At 69.7% G+C, this 19,088-nt stretch carries 18 protein-coding genes; 9 read left to right on the top strand and 9 right to left on the bottom strand.

What is annotated here, in order from left to right; all coding sequences use genetic code 11:
- Position 1: 1 nt before the first annotated feature.
- Positions 2–145 carry a hypothetical protein gene (locus JRG78_RS00610; protein ID WP_272653495.1) on the top strand — a complete coding sequence of 48 codons (144 nt, stop codon included), beginning with the start codon at positions 2–4 and terminating at the stop codon, positions 143–145.
- 13 nt (positions 146–158) lie between these two features.
- Here the strand turns inward: JRG78_RS00610 and JRG78_RS00605 are convergent, their stop codons facing one another.
- On the bottom strand, positions 159–713 hold the full coding sequence (locus JRG78_RS00605; protein WP_259607094.1) for a hypothetical protein: 555 nt from the start codon (positions 711–713) through the stop codon (positions 159–161).
- A gap of 52 nt (positions 714–765) precedes the next feature.
- Here JRG78_RS00605 and JRG78_RS00600 point away from each other — a divergent pair, with 52 nt between their 5' ends.
- From JRG78_RS00600 to JRG78_RS00590, 3 genes are read left to right on the top strand one after another with little or no spacing between them, the layout of a single operon-like run.
- Positions 766–1,716, top strand: a complete 951-nt coding sequence (locus JRG78_RS00600) for a ribonuclease H family protein (RefSeq protein ID WP_272653494.1) — start codon at positions 766–768, stop codon at positions 1,714–1,716.
- A 45-nt stretch (positions 1,717–1,761) separates the two neighbouring features.
- Positions 1,762–2,319 carry a hypothetical protein gene (locus JRG78_RS00595; RefSeq protein WP_259607092.1) on the top strand — a complete coding sequence of 186 codons (558 nt, stop codon included), beginning with the start codon at positions 1,762–1,764 and terminating at the stop codon, positions 2,317–2,319.
- 21 nt (positions 2,320–2,340) lie between these two features.
- Positions 2,341–2,637, top strand: coding sequence for a DUF503 domain-containing protein (locus JRG78_RS00590; RefSeq protein WP_259607091.1), 297 nt, complete (start codon positions 2,341–2,343; stop codon positions 2,635–2,637).
- Between the two features lie 52 nt (positions 2,638–2,689).
- Here the strand turns inward: JRG78_RS00590 and JRG78_RS00585 are convergent, their stop codons facing one another.
- The 7 genes from JRG78_RS00585 to JRG78_RS00555 form a co-directional block, all read right to left on the bottom strand.
- Positions 2,690–3,670, bottom strand: a complete 981-nt coding sequence (locus tag JRG78_RS00585; protein WP_259607090.1) for an SRPBCC family protein — start codon at positions 3,668–3,670, stop codon at positions 2,690–2,692.
- Positions 3,671–3,672: 2 nt separating this feature from the next.
- Positions 3,673–4,053 (bottom strand): ArsR/SmtB family transcription factor, encoded by a 381-nt coding sequence (locus JRG78_RS00580; RefSeq protein WP_259607089.1) that lies wholly within the window; start codon positions 4,051–4,053, stop codon positions 3,673–3,675.
- 53 nt (positions 4,054–4,106) lie between these two features.
- Complete coding sequence (locus JRG78_RS00575) at positions 4,107–4,559, bottom strand: hypothetical protein (RefSeq protein WP_272653493.1); 453 nt, start codon at positions 4,557–4,559, stop codon at positions 4,107–4,109.
- Between the two features lie 403 nt (positions 4,560–4,962).
- Complete coding sequence (locus JRG78_RS00570; RefSeq protein ID WP_259607087.1) at positions 4,963–5,652, bottom strand: NAD(P)H-hydrate epimerase; 690 nt, start codon at positions 5,650–5,652, stop codon at positions 4,963–4,965.
- 24 nt (positions 5,653–5,676) lie between these two features.
- A complete protein-coding gene (locus tag JRG78_RS00565; RefSeq protein WP_259607086.1) occupies positions 5,677–6,648 on the bottom strand; it encodes a nucleoside hydrolase in 972 nt (323 codons plus the stop codon).
- Between the two features lie 87 nt (positions 6,649–6,735).
- On the bottom strand, positions 6,736–8,394 hold the full coding sequence (locus JRG78_RS00560) for an ABC1 kinase family protein (protein ID WP_259607085.1): 1,659 nt from the start codon (positions 8,392–8,394) through the stop codon (positions 6,736–6,738).
- 250 nt (positions 8,395–8,644) lie between these two features.
- Positions 8,645–9,223: a PadR family transcriptional regulator gene (locus JRG78_RS00555; RefSeq protein WP_259607084.1), complete on the bottom strand. Its 579-nt coding sequence runs from the start codon at positions 9,221–9,223 to the stop codon at positions 8,645–8,647.
- A 313-nt stretch (positions 9,224–9,536) separates the two neighbouring features.
- Here JRG78_RS00555 and JRG78_RS00550 point away from each other — a divergent pair, with 313 nt between their 5' ends.
- The 5 genes from JRG78_RS00550 (at position 9,537) to JRG78_RS00530 (ending at position 15,562) form a co-directional block, all read left to right on the top strand.
- A complete protein-coding gene (locus JRG78_RS00550; RefSeq protein WP_259607083.1) occupies positions 9,537–10,622 on the top strand; it encodes an extracellular solute-binding protein in 1,086 nt (361 codons plus the stop codon).
- 25 nt (positions 10,623–10,647) lie between these two features.
- Positions 10,648–11,670, top strand: a complete 1,023-nt coding sequence (locus tag JRG78_RS00545; RefSeq protein WP_259607082.1) for an ABC transporter ATP-binding protein — start codon at positions 10,648–10,650, stop codon at positions 11,668–11,670.
- Between the two features lie 211 nt (positions 11,671–11,881).
- Complete coding sequence (locus JRG78_RS00540; RefSeq protein WP_259608222.1) at positions 11,882–13,615, top strand: ABC transporter permease; 1,734 nt, start codon at positions 11,882–11,884, stop codon at positions 13,613–13,615.
- Positions 13,612–14,643, top strand: a complete 1,032-nt coding sequence (locus JRG78_RS00535; RefSeq protein ID WP_259607081.1) for a LacI family DNA-binding transcriptional regulator — start codon at positions 13,612–13,614, stop codon at positions 14,641–14,643. Before JRG78_RS00540 ends, JRG78_RS00535 begins: the two co-directional genes overlap by 4 nt.
- A 46-nt stretch (positions 14,644–14,689) precedes the next feature.
- Positions 14,690–15,562: a metallophosphoesterase gene (locus JRG78_RS00530; protein ID WP_259607080.1), complete on the top strand. Its 873-nt coding sequence runs from the start codon at positions 14,690–14,692 to the stop codon at positions 15,560–15,562.
- Positions 15,563–15,988: 426 nt separating this feature from the next.
- Here the strand turns inward: JRG78_RS00530 and JRG78_RS00525 are convergent, their stop codons facing one another.
- Entirely contained in the window at positions 15,989–19,084 is a 3,096-nt protein-coding gene (locus JRG78_RS00525) for a type III restriction-modification system endonuclease (protein WP_259607079.1), read from the bottom strand.
- Positions 19,085–19,088 lie beyond the last annotated feature (4 nt).

Below are 19,088 nucleotides of genomic sequence, written 5' to 3'. Positions count from 1 at the left end.
GTTGGGTGCGCAGTACTCGAGCGTGGTGATCCCGGTCGCCCCGCCGGCGCCGGAGGCCGCGGATGCCTCGGACAGCGGCCCCGGCCACGGCGACGTCGGCCGCGGCGACGCCGACGGCGACGGCGACGACGAGCCGGAGCGCTGAACGGGAGCCGCGCTCAGCGCGGTTCGCCCGGCACCGGCCAGCGCCCCGTCCGCTCCCGGAACTCCATGGCCGCGAACAGCGGCGACATGTCGAACATCGCGGGGTTGAGGGTGAGCCGCGTGCCGTCGACGGATCGGATACGCAGGTTCGGCCGACCGCCCATGGTCCGCATCCGATACTCGACGATGTCGGCGTAGGCGATCCGCTTCTCACGACCGAGGAGGGTGCGGAAGCGCACGGCATCCGCGTCCGGCGCGACGTACCAGTTCCGGTACAGCAGCACGAGCAGGACGCCGCCCGCGAGGATCGCGACGGCGGCGATCCGCATCGGCAGCAGGCCGCGGTCGTCCACGGCCTCCGAGGCGTCGCCGGCGGTGAAGGCCGCAAGGCCCATCAGGATGCCGACAGCCACCAGCAGCCAGCCGATGACGGCGACGAGCCTGGGCATCCGGATGCGGTCGGGGAAGTCCTTCGCGCGGTTCGGATGCGTGCGGCCGTTCCACACCAGCAGCGCGATGAGCGCCAGGACGACGAGCACGATCGCGAGCTTGAGGACGAAGGCGGACACCCCACGACGCTACCGCGCGGGCGGTGGGGGCCGCGCATCGTACGGTGGAGGGATGACGATCATCGCCGCCGCCGACGGGTCCGCGCTCGGCAACCCCGGCCCGATGGGCTGGGCCTGGTACATCGACGAGAACCGCTGGGCGGCCGGCGGGTCGCCGCACGGCACGAACAACCAGGGGGAGCTGCAGGCGGTGCTGGAGCTGCTGCGCGCGACGGCCGGCACCGAGGAGCCGCTGCTGATCGAGTGCGACAGCCGGTACGTCATCGATTCGGTGACGAAGTGGATGCCGGGGTGGAAGCGCCGCGGCTGGCGGAAGTCCGACGGCGGCCCGGTGCTGAACCGCGAGCTTCTGGAGGGCATCGACGAGGCGATGCGCGGCCGCGAGGTCCGGTTCTCGTGGGTGAAGGGGCACGCCGGGCATCCGGCGAACGAGGCGGCGGATGCTCGCGCGAACGCCGCCGCGAAGGCCTACCAGCTCGGCGACGAGCCGCGGCGCGGACCCGGTTTCTCGACCGCGACGGATGCCGGTGCCGCACTCGCCGGCGCCGTCGCCGTCCAGGCCGCCGCGACCGCCACGAACGCTGCCCCCGTCACGGCCGCTCAGCCCGCCGCGGACGCTGAGCCTGTCGAAGCGTCCGCGCCTCGCCCGCCCGCACGCTCCGCCGCCCCGTCACGGACGTTGAGCCCGCCGCGGACGCTGAGCCTGTCGAAGCGTCCCCCCGCTCCTCCTCCGCCCCTCCCCTGTGGGCCGAGCCCGCCGATCTCCTCGACGCCTTGGACGCCGAGGCCGCGGCATCCACCCCGATCGAGCTGCGCGTCGCCCTCTCCCCCGAGGAGCACGCCCGCCTGCGCGACCGCGCCGACGCGCAGGGCGTGTCCCTCGAAGAGGCCCTCCGCCGCCTCATCTGACGCCAACACCGGAGGTCGAGACCCGCGGCATCCGGCGCGTCGGAGCTGGCGTGTTCCGGCCTCTCGCCGCTTCGTCATCGTCATACGCTGGTGACGGCCGTTATCCGGGGGGACCATGGCGTTCGGCGACATCATCTCCGTGCTCGCGCTGCTCTTGGCGCTGCTGAGCCTCATCGTGTCCGGATGGCTCGTCGTCATCGAGCACCGACGTGACGAACGGGCTCGGGAACGAGAGCGCCGGGAGCAGGCAACCCTCGTGCAGGCCTACGTCGCGGAGTTCGCCACGCCGGATGCGCCGAGGCGCTGGGGCATCGTGGTGATCAACGCCGGACAGTCCAGCGTCACCAACCTCCTCATCTGGACGCGCTCGAAAGTCGATCCGGAACGCCGCGCGAACGGCGAGCTGCCGACGGCCGGGCGATACCTCACGGTCCCGCCCGGTCGGTACTTCATCGAGAGGGCGGAGGCCGGTGCCGCCTATCCATGGCGCTTCCCGGTTGTCCTCCGCGACGACGAGCGTCCGCAGCCGATCATGAACACGCTGGATTGGCTGGTCGAGAAGTTCGAGTTCGCGGATGCCAACGGGCAGTGCTGGCGTCGGACCTATGATCCGACCGCGGTGGAAACCGGCGACCTCTCCGCCATCGACGGCTCAGAGTTGTCGAAGCCTCGCTTGGGACGACCCCAGCGCCGCTAATCCGCCTGCCAGACTCTCGTCATGTGGATCGGGTGGATCGAGTTCGACATCCTGCTGGGCGACGTGCACTCGCTCAAGGAGAAGCGCAGCGTGATCCGGCCGCTGATCGCCGACCTCAGCCGCCGCACCGAGGCGTCCGCCGCCGAGGTGGGTTCGGCGGATCTGCACCGCCGCACGCAGATCGGCGTCTCGGTCGTCGCCGCGCACGCCTCGCACGTCCGCGACGTGCTGGATCAGGCCGAACGGATGCTCGTCGAGCAGCATCCGGAGGTCACGCTGCTGTCCACCCGCCGCGGCCTGCACTCCAGCGAGGACTGACGGGACGACGCGGGGCCGGCCGACCCGCGACGGATCGGCCGGCCCCGCCCGATCAGACCGTGAGTACCGCCGACTCGAGGCGGCTGTACGAGGCTTCCATGCCGTCGGCCATTCCGGTGGCGAGGATGGCGTCGCGGGTCTCCGCGTCCGGGAACTCCATGAGCACGGTGATGAGTGTCGCGCCGTCCTCTTCGTAGAAGTTGATGTCGTTGAGCACGTCGGGGCCGTCGGTGCCCTGCATCCGCTCGAGCTGGACGGCGCGGCGCGGCGCATCGACGAGCAGCATCTCGCCCTCGAACCCGAACGGTTCGCCTTCGGTGTCGCCGACCGGCGCCCAGGAGGTGCGGTAGCGGTCGCCCGCGGCCAGGCCGACCTCGCACTCCGTCATCTCCCAGCCGTCGGGGCCGAGCATCCAGCGGCGAATGAGGTCGGGATCGGTGTGCGCACGCCACACCATGTCGCGCGGTCCGTCCACGAGCCGGGTGATCCTCACGTGCGTGTCGTCGAGCAGCTCGACCCGTGTGCCCTTGCCCTGGGCGTACTCGCGGAGGTCCTGCAGCACCGCGTCCAGCTGGCTCATCGCCATCCTGGTGCCCTCGACGGCGCCCATCGCGACAACCTGCTCGAGCGCGTCGATCGATTCGAAGTGGGTCTTCGTCACCATCCGGGTTCCTTCCGCGGCCGGCTCGAACGTGAACACCATCCGCATGGTGGGGAACTCGGTGGTGGGGTTCCCGTTCTCGTCCGTGAACCCGTCGAGCACTTCGAAGCGGTGCGGCTCCTCGATCGCGAGGAACTCCCAGTACCCGGAGGACCGCTCGCCGCGCGGGCCGGTCATCGTGTACGTCGCGCGGCCGCCGACGGTGTGGTCCCAGGCGGTGAAGGCGGCAGGCCACCCGGGAGGGCCCCAGAACCGTTCGAGCTGCCGCGGGTCGCTGTACGCGGCCCAGACCCGCTCGACCGGGGCGGCCAGGTCGGCCGTGACGGTCATCGTCAGGTTCTCGGTGTCGGTGGTGACGTCGGTGACAGGCATTGTCAGTCTCCTTCTTGGGTGCGTTCGGCGTTTCGTTCCTCGGATGCCGGCGGCTCCGCCAGCAGGTCGTCGAGGCGGGCGATGCGCGCCCGCCAGAGTTCCTCGTACCGGGCGAGCAGGGCCCGGGCGCGCGCGATCATGTCGGGGTTCGCGCGGACGAGCCGCTCGCGTCCCTCGGCGCGCTTGACGATGAGCCGCGCCTCCTCGAGCACGGCCACATGCTTCTGGACCGCGGCGAAGGACATGTCGTAGTCGCGCGCCAGCTCCGAGACGGACTGCTCCCGCTCGATCGTCCGGCGCAGGATGTCGCGCCGGGTCGCCGTCGCCAGTGCGTGGAACACACGGTCGATCTCCGCTTCACTGAGTTCACTTCGTACAACCATTTGGTTGTACGTTAGGACGCCGCGGATGCCGTGTCAAGACCTTCTTCCCGCGGTCACGCCGAGCATGGCTGGAGAGCCGGACCCTCTGCCCGCGGACGCACCGCCTCGGCGATCGCGAGGGCGACCGTGGCGGCCAGGATGACGAACGCCGCTGGCAGCGGCAGCATCATCGGACCGCCGGCCCCGACGAGGGCTGCTGCCGCACCCGCACCGATGGCGATGCCGCCGTTGAACAGCACCGGGATCAGTGCGCCTGCGAAGTCGCGATGACGGATGCCGGCGATACGCAGGATGAGCGTCTGGGCCAGCGGGGGAAAGGCTCCGGATCCCAAGCCCCAGAGCAGAACGACGAAGACCGAGACCATCGGAGAGGACGCGACGGAGGAAGCCGCCACGGCGAACGCCGTCACCGCGAGGGAGACGCTGAGGCCCTTGACCGTGCCCTGTCCGACACGGGCGGCGGCGACGAGCCCCGCCGCTGATGCCGCTCCGAAGACGAGCAGCACCGTGCTCATCCCACCCGGGAGCGCCGTCGCCGCGGGCGCGGCAAGCCGAGTGAGGAATGTGTAGGCCCTCGAACGGTTGCGGCCCTGCTCGGTGCGGAACTGGAGGGGCTTGAAGACCGGATCGCGTGCCTGGCCCGCAGCCGCGACACCATCCGCGAGTATCTGGCGCGGACCGAGGCGGACGCCGCGCAGGGCTCAGCTGCCTGAGCTCGTCCCGCCGATTCGGAGGGCGCGTCGCGCTGAGGCACGCGACCGCCTACGTCCACCTGAGCTGCACCCGCGGAAAACCCAGACGGACTGCCTGCCGCCCGGCGCGTCGCCCGCGCGACACGCCGCCTCGAGCACGAGTGGTCTGGGTTCTCCGAGAACGGCATCCTGTCCGGGGGCTCGCAACCGCCACCCGTCACGGATGCCCGACGCGCACCTCATCGACCACGGCCTGCCCGACCGGCTCCCCGAGCATCAGACCCAGCTCCACCAGCACGATCCGACCACACAGCCGCGGACCGTCGCCGCGGGTGAGACCGGTTTTCACCGCACCGAAGGTCACCGTGGTCTCGGCCGGCAGGACGACGCCATCCGACGCACCGGTGTCCGGGTCGAGCCCACTGGGCAGGTCGACGGCGATCACGCGCGGCCTCGCCGGCAGCAGAACGCCCACGGCATCCCGCGCCGCACCTCGCAGGCCACCGCGCGCGCCGATGCCGAGGATGCCGTCCACGACGAGGTCGTACGCCGCCGGCTCGAGGTCGGAAAGGGAGATCGGCGCGGCACCGGCATCCGTCGCCGCGGCGAGCGCCTCCTCGTGCAAGCGGTCCGCCGTACGCAGGACGTCGACCCGCACGCCCCGCTCGGCCAGTGCCGCCGCCGCGAACAGCGCGTCGCCGCCGTTGTCGCCGGCGCCGGTCAGCACCAACATCCGCTGCGGCGGATGCTCCGCGACCTGCTCGGGGATCGTTTCCGCGATCACCTCCGCGATCACCTCGGCAAGGGCGGCGGCCGCGCGGCGCATCAGCGGCACCCCGGCGGCGAGGAGCGGAGCCTCGGCCGCGCGCACCGCGGCGGCCGTGTAGGTGGGAGCGGACTCTGCCATGCGGCCACAGTAACGCCGGAGCGCTCAGAGCTCCGCGGTGAGCCGGCCGATCGCGTCGACCACCAGGTCGGCGAACCGGTCCTGGTCGATCCCGAGGGCAACGCGCGTGCGGAAGTCGGTCTGCCGCTGCGCCGAGCCGTCGCTGTGATGCATGCCCGGGACGTCCGCGAAGTTCACCACGGTCGTCCCGCGAGTCCACTCGCCCCGCAGCTCCACCCGGACGTCCGCCGCCGCGGTCGTGAGAACCGCCGGGTCGATGAGCGCGGCGATGCAGCACGCGTCGTGCACGGGAGGGAAGTCGAACTCGTACTGCCGCCGGTAGGCGTCGCCGACGAAGCCCCAGATGTCCAGCGCGAACCCGGCCACCGGCCCGCCGATCGCACGCACCCGCTCCTGGAGCTCGGCCGTGGCGAGCGCCTGATGCGTGGTGTCGAGACCGACCATCGTCACCTCCCAGTCGGCGCGGAACACCGCCTCGGCCGCCTCCGGATCGGCGTAGACGTTGAACTCGGCGTGCGGGGTGACGTTGCCGCGCGTGTGCGCGCCGCCCATGAGCACGACGGACTTCACCCGATCGGCGATGCGCGGCTCGGTGCGCAGCGCCAGCGCGATGTTGGTGAGCGGCCCGACGGGGACGAGGTTCACCGTGCCCGGCTCGTGCGCCATAACGGTGTCGATGATGAACTCGACGGCGTGCCGAGGATCGAGGTGGAACGCGGGCTCAGGAAGCACGGGTCCGTCGAGGCCCGTGTCACCGTGGATGTCCTCGGCGATCACCTGCGTCCCGACGAGCGGTCCCGCGGATCCTCGCGCGACGGGGACACGGATGCCGGAGACCGTGCACACCGACAGGGCGTTGCGGGTCACCTTCTCCAGCGTCTGGTTGCCGGCGACGGTCGTGATGCCGAGCAGGTCGATGGCCGGGTTGCCGGCCGCCAGCATGATGGCGATCGCGTCGTCGTGGCCGGGGTCGCAGTCGAGGATGACCTTCTCCATGGGCCCATTCTTCCCCAGCATCCGTCCAGTCCCGGCGCCGGACTCAGGCACCCGGCGCCGGCCCACGGGCAGCCGCCCGTCGCGGGCTCAGGCGCGTCCGCCCGGCGCGCCGAACACGGCGTGCAGCAGCGGCACCGCCGACGCGCACATCAACACGACCCCGAGCGGAGCCGCGGGCGCCAGCAGCAGCGCGCCGCCGATGAACAGCCCGGCGAACAGGACGGCCGACACCGCCCGCCGGCCGATGCGCACCAGCCGGTCGAGGCGGCGCTCGAGCGCGGTGGTGTCGAACGTGAGCGTACCGGCGTCGAAGCGGCTGATCAGCGAGTCCACGCGCTGCGGCAGCCGCCACAGGATGCCGGCGTTCGTGAGGGTCTGCCTGCCGAGGTCCTGCGCGAATCCGCCGCTCTCGTCGCGCAGCAGCCGCCCGGCGTACGGCTCGACCGGTTCCCAGATGTTGAAGTCCGGATCCAGCGAGCTGCACATCCCGGAGGTCAGCGAGACGGCGCGCATGAGCAGCAGCAGCTTCTCGGGGAACTGGACGGGCAGAGCCCGGACGGTGTCGCCGAACTCGACGGCGAAGTCGCGGAACTCGCGCGGGTCCACGTCGCGCAGCTGGTTGAACCCCATCCCGCCGAAGCGCGCGAACAGCACGGTGAGGGCCCGCTCGAGTTCGACGGTGTTCGCGGCGGGCAAGAGCACCCCGATCTGCCGGGCCGCGGCGACGAGACCGCGGCTGTCGCGCGAGGCCACCGCGATGACCAGGGTGCGCAGGCCCGCACGGATGCCGTCCGGCACCTCCGCCATCATCCCGAAGTCCACGAACGTCAGCCGCCAGCCCCTCCCGGCATCCGGCGTCACGAAGATGTTCCCCGGATGCGGATCCGCGTGCACGAACGAGTGGGTGAACACCTGGTCGAGCATCACCTCGGCGAACACCTGCGCGACCTCGGCGGGGTCGATCCCGGCATCGCGGAGGCCGCGATGGTCGTTGATCTTGATCGCGGTGACGTCCTCGAGCGTGAGCACGCGGCGCGTGGTGCGCTCCCACACGACCTGTGGCGCGCCCACGCGGGGGTCGCCCGCGAAGCACTCCGCGAAGCGCTCGGCGTTCGCGGCCTCGTGCAGGTAGTCGATCTCCTCGTGGCAGGTCTGCGCGAACTCCTCGACGAGGGCGGGGGCGTCGACGCGGTCGGCGACGATGCGGATGCGGCGGAGCCAGCCGGCCACCCGCCGCAGCGCGGCGAGGTCGACCGCCACGATGCCGTCGATGCCCGGTCGCTGCACCTTGACGACGACGCGGTCGAGCCCGGTGTCGGCGGCGTCGGATGCCGAGAGCGTCGCGCGGTGCGCCTGCCCGAGGGATGCCGCGGCGACCGGCACCGGCTCGAACGACGCGAAGGCGCGCTCCAGCGGCACGCCGAGCTCGGCTTCGGCGAGCGCCCGGATCTCCGGGAAGGGCACGGGCGGCACCTCGTCCTGGAGACCGGCGAGTTCGGCAGTGATCTCGGGCGGCAGCACGTCCAGCCGCGAAGAGAGGAACTGCCCGACCTTGATCATCAGTCCGCCGAGCTCGACGGCGAGGTCGCGGAACCGGCGGGCCAGGCGCAGCATCCGGGCATCCCGCGTGCCCTCGGCGAGACGCACGAAGCCGACGCGCGGGAGCACGAGCTCGAACCACCAGATCTGCACCAGCGCACGCGCCGCGAACGACAGGATGCGCCGGTACCGCGCCCGATGGTTCATCCACCCTCCCCCGTCCTGCCCCGCCTGCGGACGCTGAGCCTCTCGAAGCGTCCCCGCCACACCCGGACGCTGAGCCTGTCGAAGCGTCCCCGCCCGGCCACTGCCGGACGCTGAGCCTGTCGAAGCGTCGCCGGGCCCTTCGACAAGCTCAGGGTCCACACACCCGCACCCGCCCCTTCGGCAAGCTCAGGGTCCGAAACCGCATCCGGACCCTTCGACAGGCTCAGGGTCCGAGCCGGAGCTCGAACCCTCAGCTCTTGGCGAGGATCGAGTACAGCCTACGGCGGGCCTCGTCGATCACGGCGACGGCTTCGGTGACCTGCTCCGGAGTGCCGGTGCGGGCGACCTGCGCGGCCGCGGCCGCCAACTCCATCCCCGCCTTCGGCAGTGCGGCGATGTGTCCGCCCGGCCGCGACCCGAACGCCTCCCACGGCGCGGGCTTGCCGGCGCTCTCCGCCACGGCCTCGCGCCCGGCCTCGGTGAGCGTGTAGGTCTTGCGACCGTTCTGCTCCTCGGCGCTGATCAGGCCCTCGTCGGCGAGCAGCTGCAGGGTCGGGTAGACCGATCCCGCGCTCGGCTTCCAAGCCCCGCCGCTGCGGTCCTCGATCTCGTGGATGATCTGGTAGCCGTGCATCGGCTCCTCCGCGAGCAGCGCGAGCACGGCCGCGCGGACGTCGCCGCGCGCCATGCGCGAGGGCCCGACGCGCTGCTCGAACGAGTTCTTCAGCTGCTCCATCGCGTCCCAGATGGCGGCGCCCGGATTGCCTCCGAATCCACCGCCGCCGAAGCCGCGTCCGCCGAATCCCCCGGAAGAGAACGAACCGTCCATGGTGACCTCCTCGATCGAACGATAGTCAACGATATGTCGTCAACTGCACCGACGGAAGAGGGCCCTCACAGCCCTCCGCCGGCCCCGGGCCGGCCGAGCCGCGAGCCATCGCCGCCCGCCGCGCCCGGCCACGTCCCGTGAAGCTGGCCGCCCGCATCCGTTCACCTCACGGTGCCCCGCGGTTCACCAACCCGTCTTACTCTGGGTGCGGCCACGCGACCGCGCTTAAGAGATTTGCGTTTCTTTGTGCGTTGGCTACAAGAAATGGGTAGTGTCGGATAGGACACACCCTCGAAGGCGAGAAAGGACGACCATGGCCGACATGCGGAAGAGGCGCTGGACCCTCATCGGGGCGGCGACGATCACGGCACTGGCACTCACCGGCTGCACGGCTGCCGCGGAGCCGGCCGGCGAGGCCACGGAAGGCGGAAGCGGCGGCGACGAGGGCGGCACCCTCATCGTCTACACCAACTCCAACAGCGACGGTCGCGGCGAGTGGATCGTGGAGAAGGCCAAGAAGGCGGGCTTCGACATCGAGATCGTCGGGCTCGGCGGCGCGGATCTCACCAACCGCATCATCGCCGAGAAGAACAACCCGGTCGGCGACGTCGTCTTCGGCCTGAACAACATGTTCTTCGAGCAGCTCAAGGCCGAGGAGGCCATCACCGCCTACGAGCCGGAGTGGAGCGGCGAGGTGCCGCAGGAAGCCGGCGACGCGAAGGACGGCGCCTACTGGCCGCTGGTCGAGCAGGCCATCGTCACGGTCTACGACGAGAACCGGGTGACCGACCCGCCCGCCGACCTCGAGACGCTGTGGACCGACGAGACCTACAAGGGCCGCTACGAGGTGAACCCGGCGCTCGGCCAGGCCACCCCGCAGCTCGTGCTCGCCAGCATCCTCACCGAGAACCTCGACGAGGACGGCGACCTCGGTGTCAGCGACAAGGGCTGGAAGCTCGTCGAGTCGTACTACACCAACGGCTCCCCCGCGGTCGAGGGCACCGACCTGTACGCCCGGATCACCCGCGGCGAGGTCGACTACGGTGTGCTGCCGTCCAGCGGCATCGCCGCCCGCGACGCCGAGTACGGCACGAAGACGGGGATCATCGTCCCCGAGTACGGCGTGCCGTACGTCACCGAGCAGATCGCCCCCATCGCCGGCTCGGGCAACGAGGAGCAGGCGCAGGAGTTCATCGACTGGTTCGGCAGCGCCGAGGTGCAGGGCGAGTTCGCGGCCGAGTTCAACGCCATGCCGGTCAACGAGGGCGCCATCGACCAGGCCAACCCTGAGGTCGTCGAGCTGATGGAGAGCCTGCCGCGCCAGGAGATCGACTTCGACTTCGTCGGCGAGCACCTCGGCGAGTGGGTCGAGAAGGTCACGCTCGAGTACATCGGCTGAACGAGCTGAACGACGGAATGACGCGATGATCCGGTTCGACGACGTCGAGGTCGCCTTCGGCGACCACACCGCGGTCTCGCATCTGGACCTGGAGATCCAGGAGGGTGAGTTCTTCACCCTCCTGGGTCCGTCCGGATGCGGCAAGACCACCGCCCTTCGTGCGCTGGCCGGCTTCATCGAGCCCACCGGCGGCCGCATCCACATCGCCGGGCGCGACGTCACGCGCGTGCCGAGCGAGAAGCGCGGCGTGGGCATGGTGTTCCAGAACTACGCACTGTTCCCGAGCATGAGCGTGCGCGACAACATCGCGTTCGGGCTCGCCATCCGCAAGGTGCCCAAGGCCGAACAGCGCCGGCTCGTGGACGAGGTGGCCGAACGCACCGGGCTCGCCGCCTCCCAGCTCGACAAGAACGTCGCCGAGCTCTCCGGCGGTCAGCAGCAGCGCGTCGCGATCGCCCGCGCGCTCGTGCTGACTCCGCGCATCCTGCTGCTCGACGAGCCGCTGTCCAACCTCGACGCCAAGCTGCGCGTCCAGCTGCGCCAGCAGTTGAAGGAGCTGCAGCACCAGGTCGGCGTCACCACGGTCTACGTCACGCACGACCAGGAGGAGGCGCTCACCCTCAGCGACCAGATCGCGGTGCTCGAGTCCGGCCGGCTGCAGCAGGTCGGCACCCCCGAGGAGATCTACGACCGCAGCGCCACCGCGTTCGTGTGCCGGTTCATCGGCGAGAGCAATCGCCTCACCTCCGGCATCCTCGACCGGATCGCGGATGCCGGAGGGCTCGACGCCTCCGCCGAGAGCTACGTCCGCCCCGAGAAGCTGCACCTGGCCGGCGTCGACGATCCGAGCCCGGCATCCGCGGTGCTGGACGGCACCGTGACCGGCCGCACGTACCACGGCAGCCACAGCGTGTACACGGTGGCGGTGGCGGATGCCGCGCTGCGCGTGAGCGTCCCGGCGGGGGCGGGCACGCGCCGGTGGGACGCCGGCGACGCGGTGCGGATCGGCGTCGACCCGCGCTGGGTGCTGCAGTATCCGGCGGTGTGAGATGAACGACCCGAAGACCCCCGTCCCGCCGCCCGAGGCAGCGCTGCCCGGTGAGGCCGGCCTGCTCACCGGCGTCGCGGCATCCGACGTCACCCGCGAGCGCGACGGCGAGCGCGATGGCACCGGCGAGCGCGGCGAGCGTGGCGCCGCCCGCGCTCGGGGGCGAAGGACGCGCGGTTCGCGGAGCGGCAGCGCCGGCGGCATCCGTGCCATGCTCCGCTCACCCCTCGCCTGGGTGACCGGCGTTGTCGTGCTGTGGTTCGCGGCGGCGTTCCTCGTGCTGCCGAACGTCGTGCTGCTGGGCACCACGTTCTTCCCGGACGGCGAGTTCAGCCTCGGCGCGATCGAGAAGCTGCTGCGCAGCGAGAGGGCGATGCGCACCCTCGGCAACAGCTTCCTGCTCGCGGTGACCCTGTCGATCACGGTGAACGTCGTGGGCGTGTTCATCGTGCTGGTGACGCAGTACTTCCGCATCCGCGGCGCCCGCCTGCTCTGGCTCGGCTACGCGACCACCCTGATCTACGGCGGCATCGTGCTCGCCGCCGGCTACAACTTCATCTACGGACGGTTCGGGTTCGTCACCAACCTGATGGCGAACCTGAACCCCGACCTGAACCGTGACTGGTTCTCGGGTTACTTCGCCGTGGTGTTCGTGATGACCTTCGCGACGACCACGAACCACATGCTGTTCCTGTCGTCGTCGTTGGCGAAGGTCGACTACGCGTCGATCGAGGCCGCGAAGCTGATGGGCGCCTCGTCGTGGACGATCCTGCGCCGCATCGTGCTGCCGGTGATGAAGCCGATGCTGTTCGCCGTCACCGTGCTCACCTTCCTCATCGGCCTGGGCGCGCTGACCGCCCCACTGGTGCTCGGCGGACCCGACTTCCAGACCGTGGCGCCGCTGATCATCGACCTGTCGCGCAGCCCGATCACCCGCGACATCGCGGCACTGCTGGCGATCATCCTGGGCGTCGCGACGATCATCCTGCTGGCGATCATGAACCGCGCCGAGAAGTCGGGCGTGTACTTCTCGGTCGCGAAGGTGGCCACGCCGATCCAGAAGCAGCCGATCCGGAACCCCGTCGCGAACGTCGTCGTGCACGTGATCGCGTATCTGCTCTGGGTGATCTACCTGATCCCGGTGGTGCTGATCGTGGTGTTCTCGTTCGTCGACGCGCGCAGCATCCTGGCCGGGTCGATCACGCTCGACAGCTTCACGCTGCAGAACTACATCACCGTGTTCAGCAGTGCGGCGGCGCTGCGGCCGTTCCTGGTCAGCGTCGTGTACAGCGCGCTCGCGTCGGTGGTCGTCGTCGGCGGGCTGCTGTTCGTGGCACGGATGCTGCAGAAGCACCGCAACGCCGTCACCGCGTTCCTGGAGTACGTGCTGCACATCCCGTGGATCCTGCCGATCGTGCTGATCGCGCTCGGGCTGGTGATGGCCTTCGACAGGCCGCAGGCTCTGGTCGGGAACATCGTGCTCACCGGTACGCCGGTGCTGCTGCTGATCGCCTACATCAGCGTGAAGATCCCGTTCACGCTGCGGCTGCTGAAGGCGGCGTTCGCGTCGGTGCCGGACTCGCTGGAGGACGCGTCCCGCATCCTCGGAGCGCGGTCGCTGACCACGTTCCGGCGGGTGCTGATCCCGCTGGTGCTGCCCACGGCGGCGGCGATCACGGCGCTGAACTTCAACAGCCTGCTCGACGACTACGACGCGGCGATCTTCCTGTACCACCCGCTGTACCCGCCGCTGGGCGTCGCGATCCAGGAGAGCACGCGCGGCGAGAACAACCTCGACGCCATGCCGATCACGTTCGTGTACACGGTGCTGCTGATGGTCATCATGGGTGTCACGATGTACCTCGTGTATGGACGTGGTTCGCGCGTTGGGGCACCGCGGCGGGTCGCGCGGCGGGCGCGGTCGAGGGGGTCGCGCTCGGCATGAGCGATCCGCGTTCACCGCTGCACGTCACGATCAACGACGTCGCCTCCGCCGCGGGCGTCTCGCGGGCGACCGCCACGCGAGCGCTGAAGGGCGAGGGGCGGATCGCCGAGGAGACCCGCCGCCGCATCCTGAAGACCGCCGAGCGGCTGGGATACGTGCGCAACACGATGGCCGCCGAGCTCGCCGCCGGCCGCACCCGCACGGTCGGGCTGATGCTGCGCGATGCCAGCAACCCGGCGTACGGGCTGCTGTTCTCGCTGCTGCAGGACGAGGCGCACCGACGCGGGCTCGATCTCGTGACGGTGACCGTCGGGATCGGGGCCGACCAGCAGGGGGCGCGGCAGGTGGACGCCCTGCACCGGCTGCTCGGGATGCGCGTGGCCGGGCTGATCGTCGCGACCGGCGGGGTGACCACCGAGCAGCTGCAGCCGTTCGCGGATCAGGTGCCGATCCTGCGCGCCGGGCGGGTCGAGGCCGAGGGCCGGATCCACGCGGTGTACTACGACGAGCAGGCGCACGGACGGATGCTGGCCGCGCACCTGCTCGGGCTCGGGCACCGGCGGGTGGCCGTGCTCGCGGCGGGTCCGGAGTACTCCTTCACGGAGCAGCTGCGGGCGCGGGCGATGCAGGAGGCGCTGACGGATGCCGGGGCCGAGGTCACCATGATCGCCGCGGGCGCGCGGCCCGAGGACGGCGTGCCCCAGGCGCTCGACGCGCTGCGGGCCGGGGCGACCGCGGTGATGTGCGCGTCGGATCCGCGGCAGCTGGCGATGCTGCGAGCCGCGCGGGACGCCGGCATCGACGTGCCCGGCGGGGTGAGCGTGACCGGCTGCGACGGCGTGCTGCCCGGGGCCGATCTGCTGGGACTGACGACGGTGCGCATCCCCGTGGAGCAGGTCGCGGCCGCGGCCGTGGAGACCATGCAGCGGCTGCTCGGACCGGATGCCCCGGAGGAGACGGTCCGGCGCGGGTTCGCCGGCGAGCTCGTGACGGGGGCGACCGCTGCCGCGCCCCGAGCCGACCCATGACCCGACCGTGTCGGGAGACGACCGTGTCCGCACACCAGGAAAGAGCATGATCCTCACCGAGCATCCCCGCCCCTCGCACACCTTCGTGCACCTCTCGGACACCCACCTGCCCGCCGAGCGCACGCCGCTGTACGGCGGAGCGGACGCCGACGGCAACCTGTCGCTGCTGCTGGAGCGGCTCGTCGACAGCGGTCTGCGCCCCGACGCGCTGCTGCTCACCGGCGACCTCACCGACAAGGGCGACCGCACCGCGTACCGGCGGCTGCGCGGGCTGGTCGGCGAGGCCGCGTCCACCCTGGGCTGCCCGGTGGTGTGGGCGGCAGGCAACCACGACGACCGCGCCGCGTTCCGCGCCGAGCTGCTGGACGGCGACGGCGACGAGCCGATCGTGTCGGTGGACTGGTTCGGCGGCCTGCGCGTGATCGCGCTCGACTCGACCGTGCCGGGAGCGCACTGGGGCGAGATCGATGACGAGCAGCTCGCCTGGCTCCGCGGAGAGCTGGCGACGCCGGCGCCGGCCGGCAGCATCCTGCTCATCCACCACCCGCCGCTGCCGACCGTGCTCGATCTCGCGGTGACGGTCGAGTTGCGCGGCCAGGCCCGTCTCGCCGACGCGATCGCCGGTACAGATGTGCGCGCGATCCTGTCGGGGCACATGCACCATCCCTCGTTCGGCACGTTCGCCGGCATCCCGGTCGCGGTCGCCTCGTCGAGCGCGTACGGCCAGGACCTCGCCCAGCCGCCGGGCGCGACCCGCGGGCAGGATGCCACGCAGGGCTACAACCTCGTGCACGTGTACCGCGACACGATCGTGCACTCCGCGGTGGGGCTGGAGCGCGGGTCGGATGTCGGTGAGCCGGTGGCCCCCGAGGAGGCACAGAGACGGATCACCGGGGCGGGGATCGGCTGGCGGGACTGAGGCCCCCGGTCGCGCCCGGTCGCGCCCTGTCGCGCCCTCGGTCGTTGAGCGCCGCGCCCCCGGTCGTTGAGCGCCGCGCCCCCGGTCGTTGAGCGAGGGAGCCACAGGCGACCGAGACGAACGCCGGCGCGCCACTCCCGGTCGTTGAGCGAGGGCGCGCAGCGACCGAGACGAAACGCGCCGCCGCCAAGAGGCCGCGTACCCGGTCTCGACTTAGCCGGCCTCCCCCGTCTACCCGTGACCTCCATCGATCTCTGTCGATGCTCCGCGCGTACGGGCGTTGCGGTGGAAGATCTCGGACCTTCCGGTGCCCGCTTCTGACCGCAGCCTGCCGCCTGGCGAAGGCTGCGCGTTGGCTGACGTCATGTGATATCGAGGAGCTCTCGCGCCTGTCGGCCAACGGACCGAGCTAGACACCGCGCCTACCTATGCCGACACCAACTGCATGAGTTCGGCGTAGCTGGTGACCACACCGTACTTCACAGCCGCGCTGTTGTCGCGTTCGAGGGCTTCGAAGTACTTGCGGGCGCAGTCGATCTTGGCATTCTCGACGCCCTTCAGCTGCAGCGACGACAGAGACCCCTTGGTCTCGGCCACGAAGTACACGTGCTTGACGCTGCCTTCGGTGAAGGCGATCGCCCAGTCTGGGTTGTAGTCGCCGACCGGCGTCGGGATGAAGAATCCGCGCGGCAGCTTCGCGTAGACCGCGACTTCGGTGCTCGTATCGAGGGCGGAGACGAAGTCACGCTCGACCTTCGAATCGGTCACGACGTAATCGTAGACGTGGCGCTTGAGCCGCTGACCCGCCTTAGTGAAGTCCTGCGCCGTCTGGTTCTGGGTGAAGATCGTCGAGTCGAAGCGGTCCTCCAGCGTGTCGTACGTCAACTTGTTGACGATCAGCGTCGCCTTCTGCTCATTGATAATGCGCGCCGTCTCAGTTATGAACTGCTCCGGATTGAGCCGGAACTTCGCGAAGGTCGATGGCTTCACGTCGCGAAGAATCTTCGCGACGGTGCGCCGCGTGAGGTGGGTCTTCTCTGTGATCTCACCCAGCAGGTCGTACTTCACCTGTGACCTCGCGCTCAGCTCCTCGGTGTGCGTGCGCGTTTCCGACACGGTGAAGCCCGTGCCGCGTTCGAGCGCGTCGACATCCAACGCGTCGCGTTGACTGCCCGTCTGCACGACGTACTGCAGCGATGCCACGTGCAGCTGCGCATCGAGCGCGTCGACGCAGTTGTCGATCAGCTCGCTCGAGTCGAAGTCGACCTGGTACACGACACGGTGGTTGATGCGATTCCAGAGTGCCTGGAACTCCTTCTTCTCGAAATTCTCCCGGTTGAATGGGATCGGCTTCGGCTTGCGATCATTCCTGGGAACCGGCATGTCGAGGTACAGAGCGTCGACCAGCGGCAGGAGGAAGTCGACTACCGGCGCGAGTGCCTCGGGCGCCGGAGCGAGCTCTCCCACCTCACGCGCGTCCTTATACGCCTGTGTGACCGTGTCGTCGTCGCCGATGTAGTCGTTCTTGATCAGATACCGCACCAGCTGCTTCGCCAGCGCCTCGTCAACCAGCGCCTCGATGCCCGACCCATCGCGATAAGTGCGACCCGTGAAGTACTCTTCGGTCGCCTTCCGAGGCCGCGCGGAGAGCGAGGCGGCGATCTCGTTCTGCAGGCCGTCGACGAACTCCTGGTATGACTCGTCGCACACGACCGTGAGCTCGTTGATCTCGTGCACGGTGGCAGGATGATCCATCCGCTCACCGTGCTGGTTCACCGCGATGCGGAGGCCGCGCCCAACCTCTTGGCGACGCGACACCGAGTTGTCACTCTTCTTGAGCATCCCCATGACGAAGACGTTGGGGTTGTCCCAGCCCTCGCGGAGCGCGGAGTGCGAGAACAGGAAGCGCAGGGGAGTCGCGAGGTCGAGCAGCTTCTCCTTGTCCTTCAGGATCAGGTCGTAGTCGCCCGCCTCGGTAGCCTGCCCCTTCTCGTCCCCACGAGCGGCGATCCTCGGATCGATCTGGCGTCCCGTCTTCTTGTCGATCGAGAAGTACCCGCCGTGCACGTCGCGCGCGGCGTCGCGGCGCAAGTATTCCTGGTAGATCGCGAAGGCATCGTCCATCTCAAGCTCGGCGAGCACCTCGGCTCGGATCAGTTCGTACTCCTCCTCGAAGATTCGCGCGTAGTCGCCGAGCGTGTCCTCGCGGTCGTAGTCGCGGTACTTCGCGACCTCGTCAATGAAGAACAGGGAGAGCACCTTGATGCCCTGTGGATGGAGCGTGCGCTCCTTCTCGATGTGGGACCGGATGACCTCGCGTATCTGGATGCGACGTTTCTGCTCCTCGGTCACGTCGAGCGTGGCCTCACCTGCGTGAAGGACATCACCTGTTGACAGCTCGATGATGTCGCGCACTGCGTCGACATCGGTGACCACGAGATCCTTGTACGCCTCGACGCCGTTCGCCAGGTCGTGCAGCCTGCTGCCCTTGGTGACGCGCTTCACGAGCCGCCGGATGCCGGTGCCCGTCTGCACCTCCATCTCGATGCGCGCGGTGGGCGGCGCGCCCTTCTTCACCTCGATCGCGTCAAGGTAGATGTAGGCGGTGGAGCCGGCCAGGCCCCGCACGGTAAGGCCGCGCACGCCGATCTTCTTCACCAGCTTTGCGTTGTACGCGTCGACCGCGTCGAGTCGGTACACCTTGTTGTATTCGTGGAACGGCTTGTGCGTCGCGGAGTAGCGCAACACCATCAGCGGATCGAACTTCGCCAGCGCTTCGAGCGAGGCCGATGCCTTCTTCGGCTTGCCCTTGTTGTCGAACTCCTCGCCGAAGCGCTGGGGCTCGTCAATGATGACGATCGGTCGGTTGGCGCTGATGACGTCGATCGGCCTGCGGGACTGGAAGTCGTCGAGCTCGTCGTAGATGCGCCGCTGGTCCTTGCCGGTGGCATTGAAGGCCTGGATGTTGATGATCATCACCTGCACCCCGGCATCCGAGCTGAACCGCTCGAGTTCGTGCAGTTGCGCGGAGTTGTAGATGAACGCGCGCGGCTTGGTCTTGTACTCCTCCATGAAGTGCTCAGCCGTCACATCGAACGTCTTCTTGACGCCCTCGCGGATCGCGATCGACGGGACGACGACGATGAACTTCGACCATCCGTAGCGGCGATGCATCTCCATCATGGTCTTGATATAGACGTAGGTCTTGCCGGTTCCCGTCTCCATTTCGACTGTGAGGTTCGGCGCACCTGGCGCGGCCTTGCTCGTCGCGAGTTCGGTCGACTGATTCAGACCCTTGCCCGCCTGGATTGCTCGGATGTTCGCGAGCAGCTGGCTCGCCGAGAGTGCGATGGGGGCGTTGCGCAGACCGGGGCCGAGCTCGATGGTCGTCTGGCCATCCTTCGCACGACCGGGATCGATACGGTAAGTGACGCCGGCGTCCTTCAACTGGCCCGCGAATACGTCCACGACCGCGTTGACCGCGTCGGTCTGATAGTCCTGCGTCTTGAACTGAAGTTTCATCCGG

This window comes from Microbacterium sp. EF45047 (assembly GCF_028472845.1).
Lineage (GTDB): Bacteria > Actinomycetota > Actinomycetes > Actinomycetales > Microbacteriaceae > Microbacterium > Microbacterium neungamense.
This window is presented reverse-complemented; position numbering and strand designations above follow the sequence as displayed.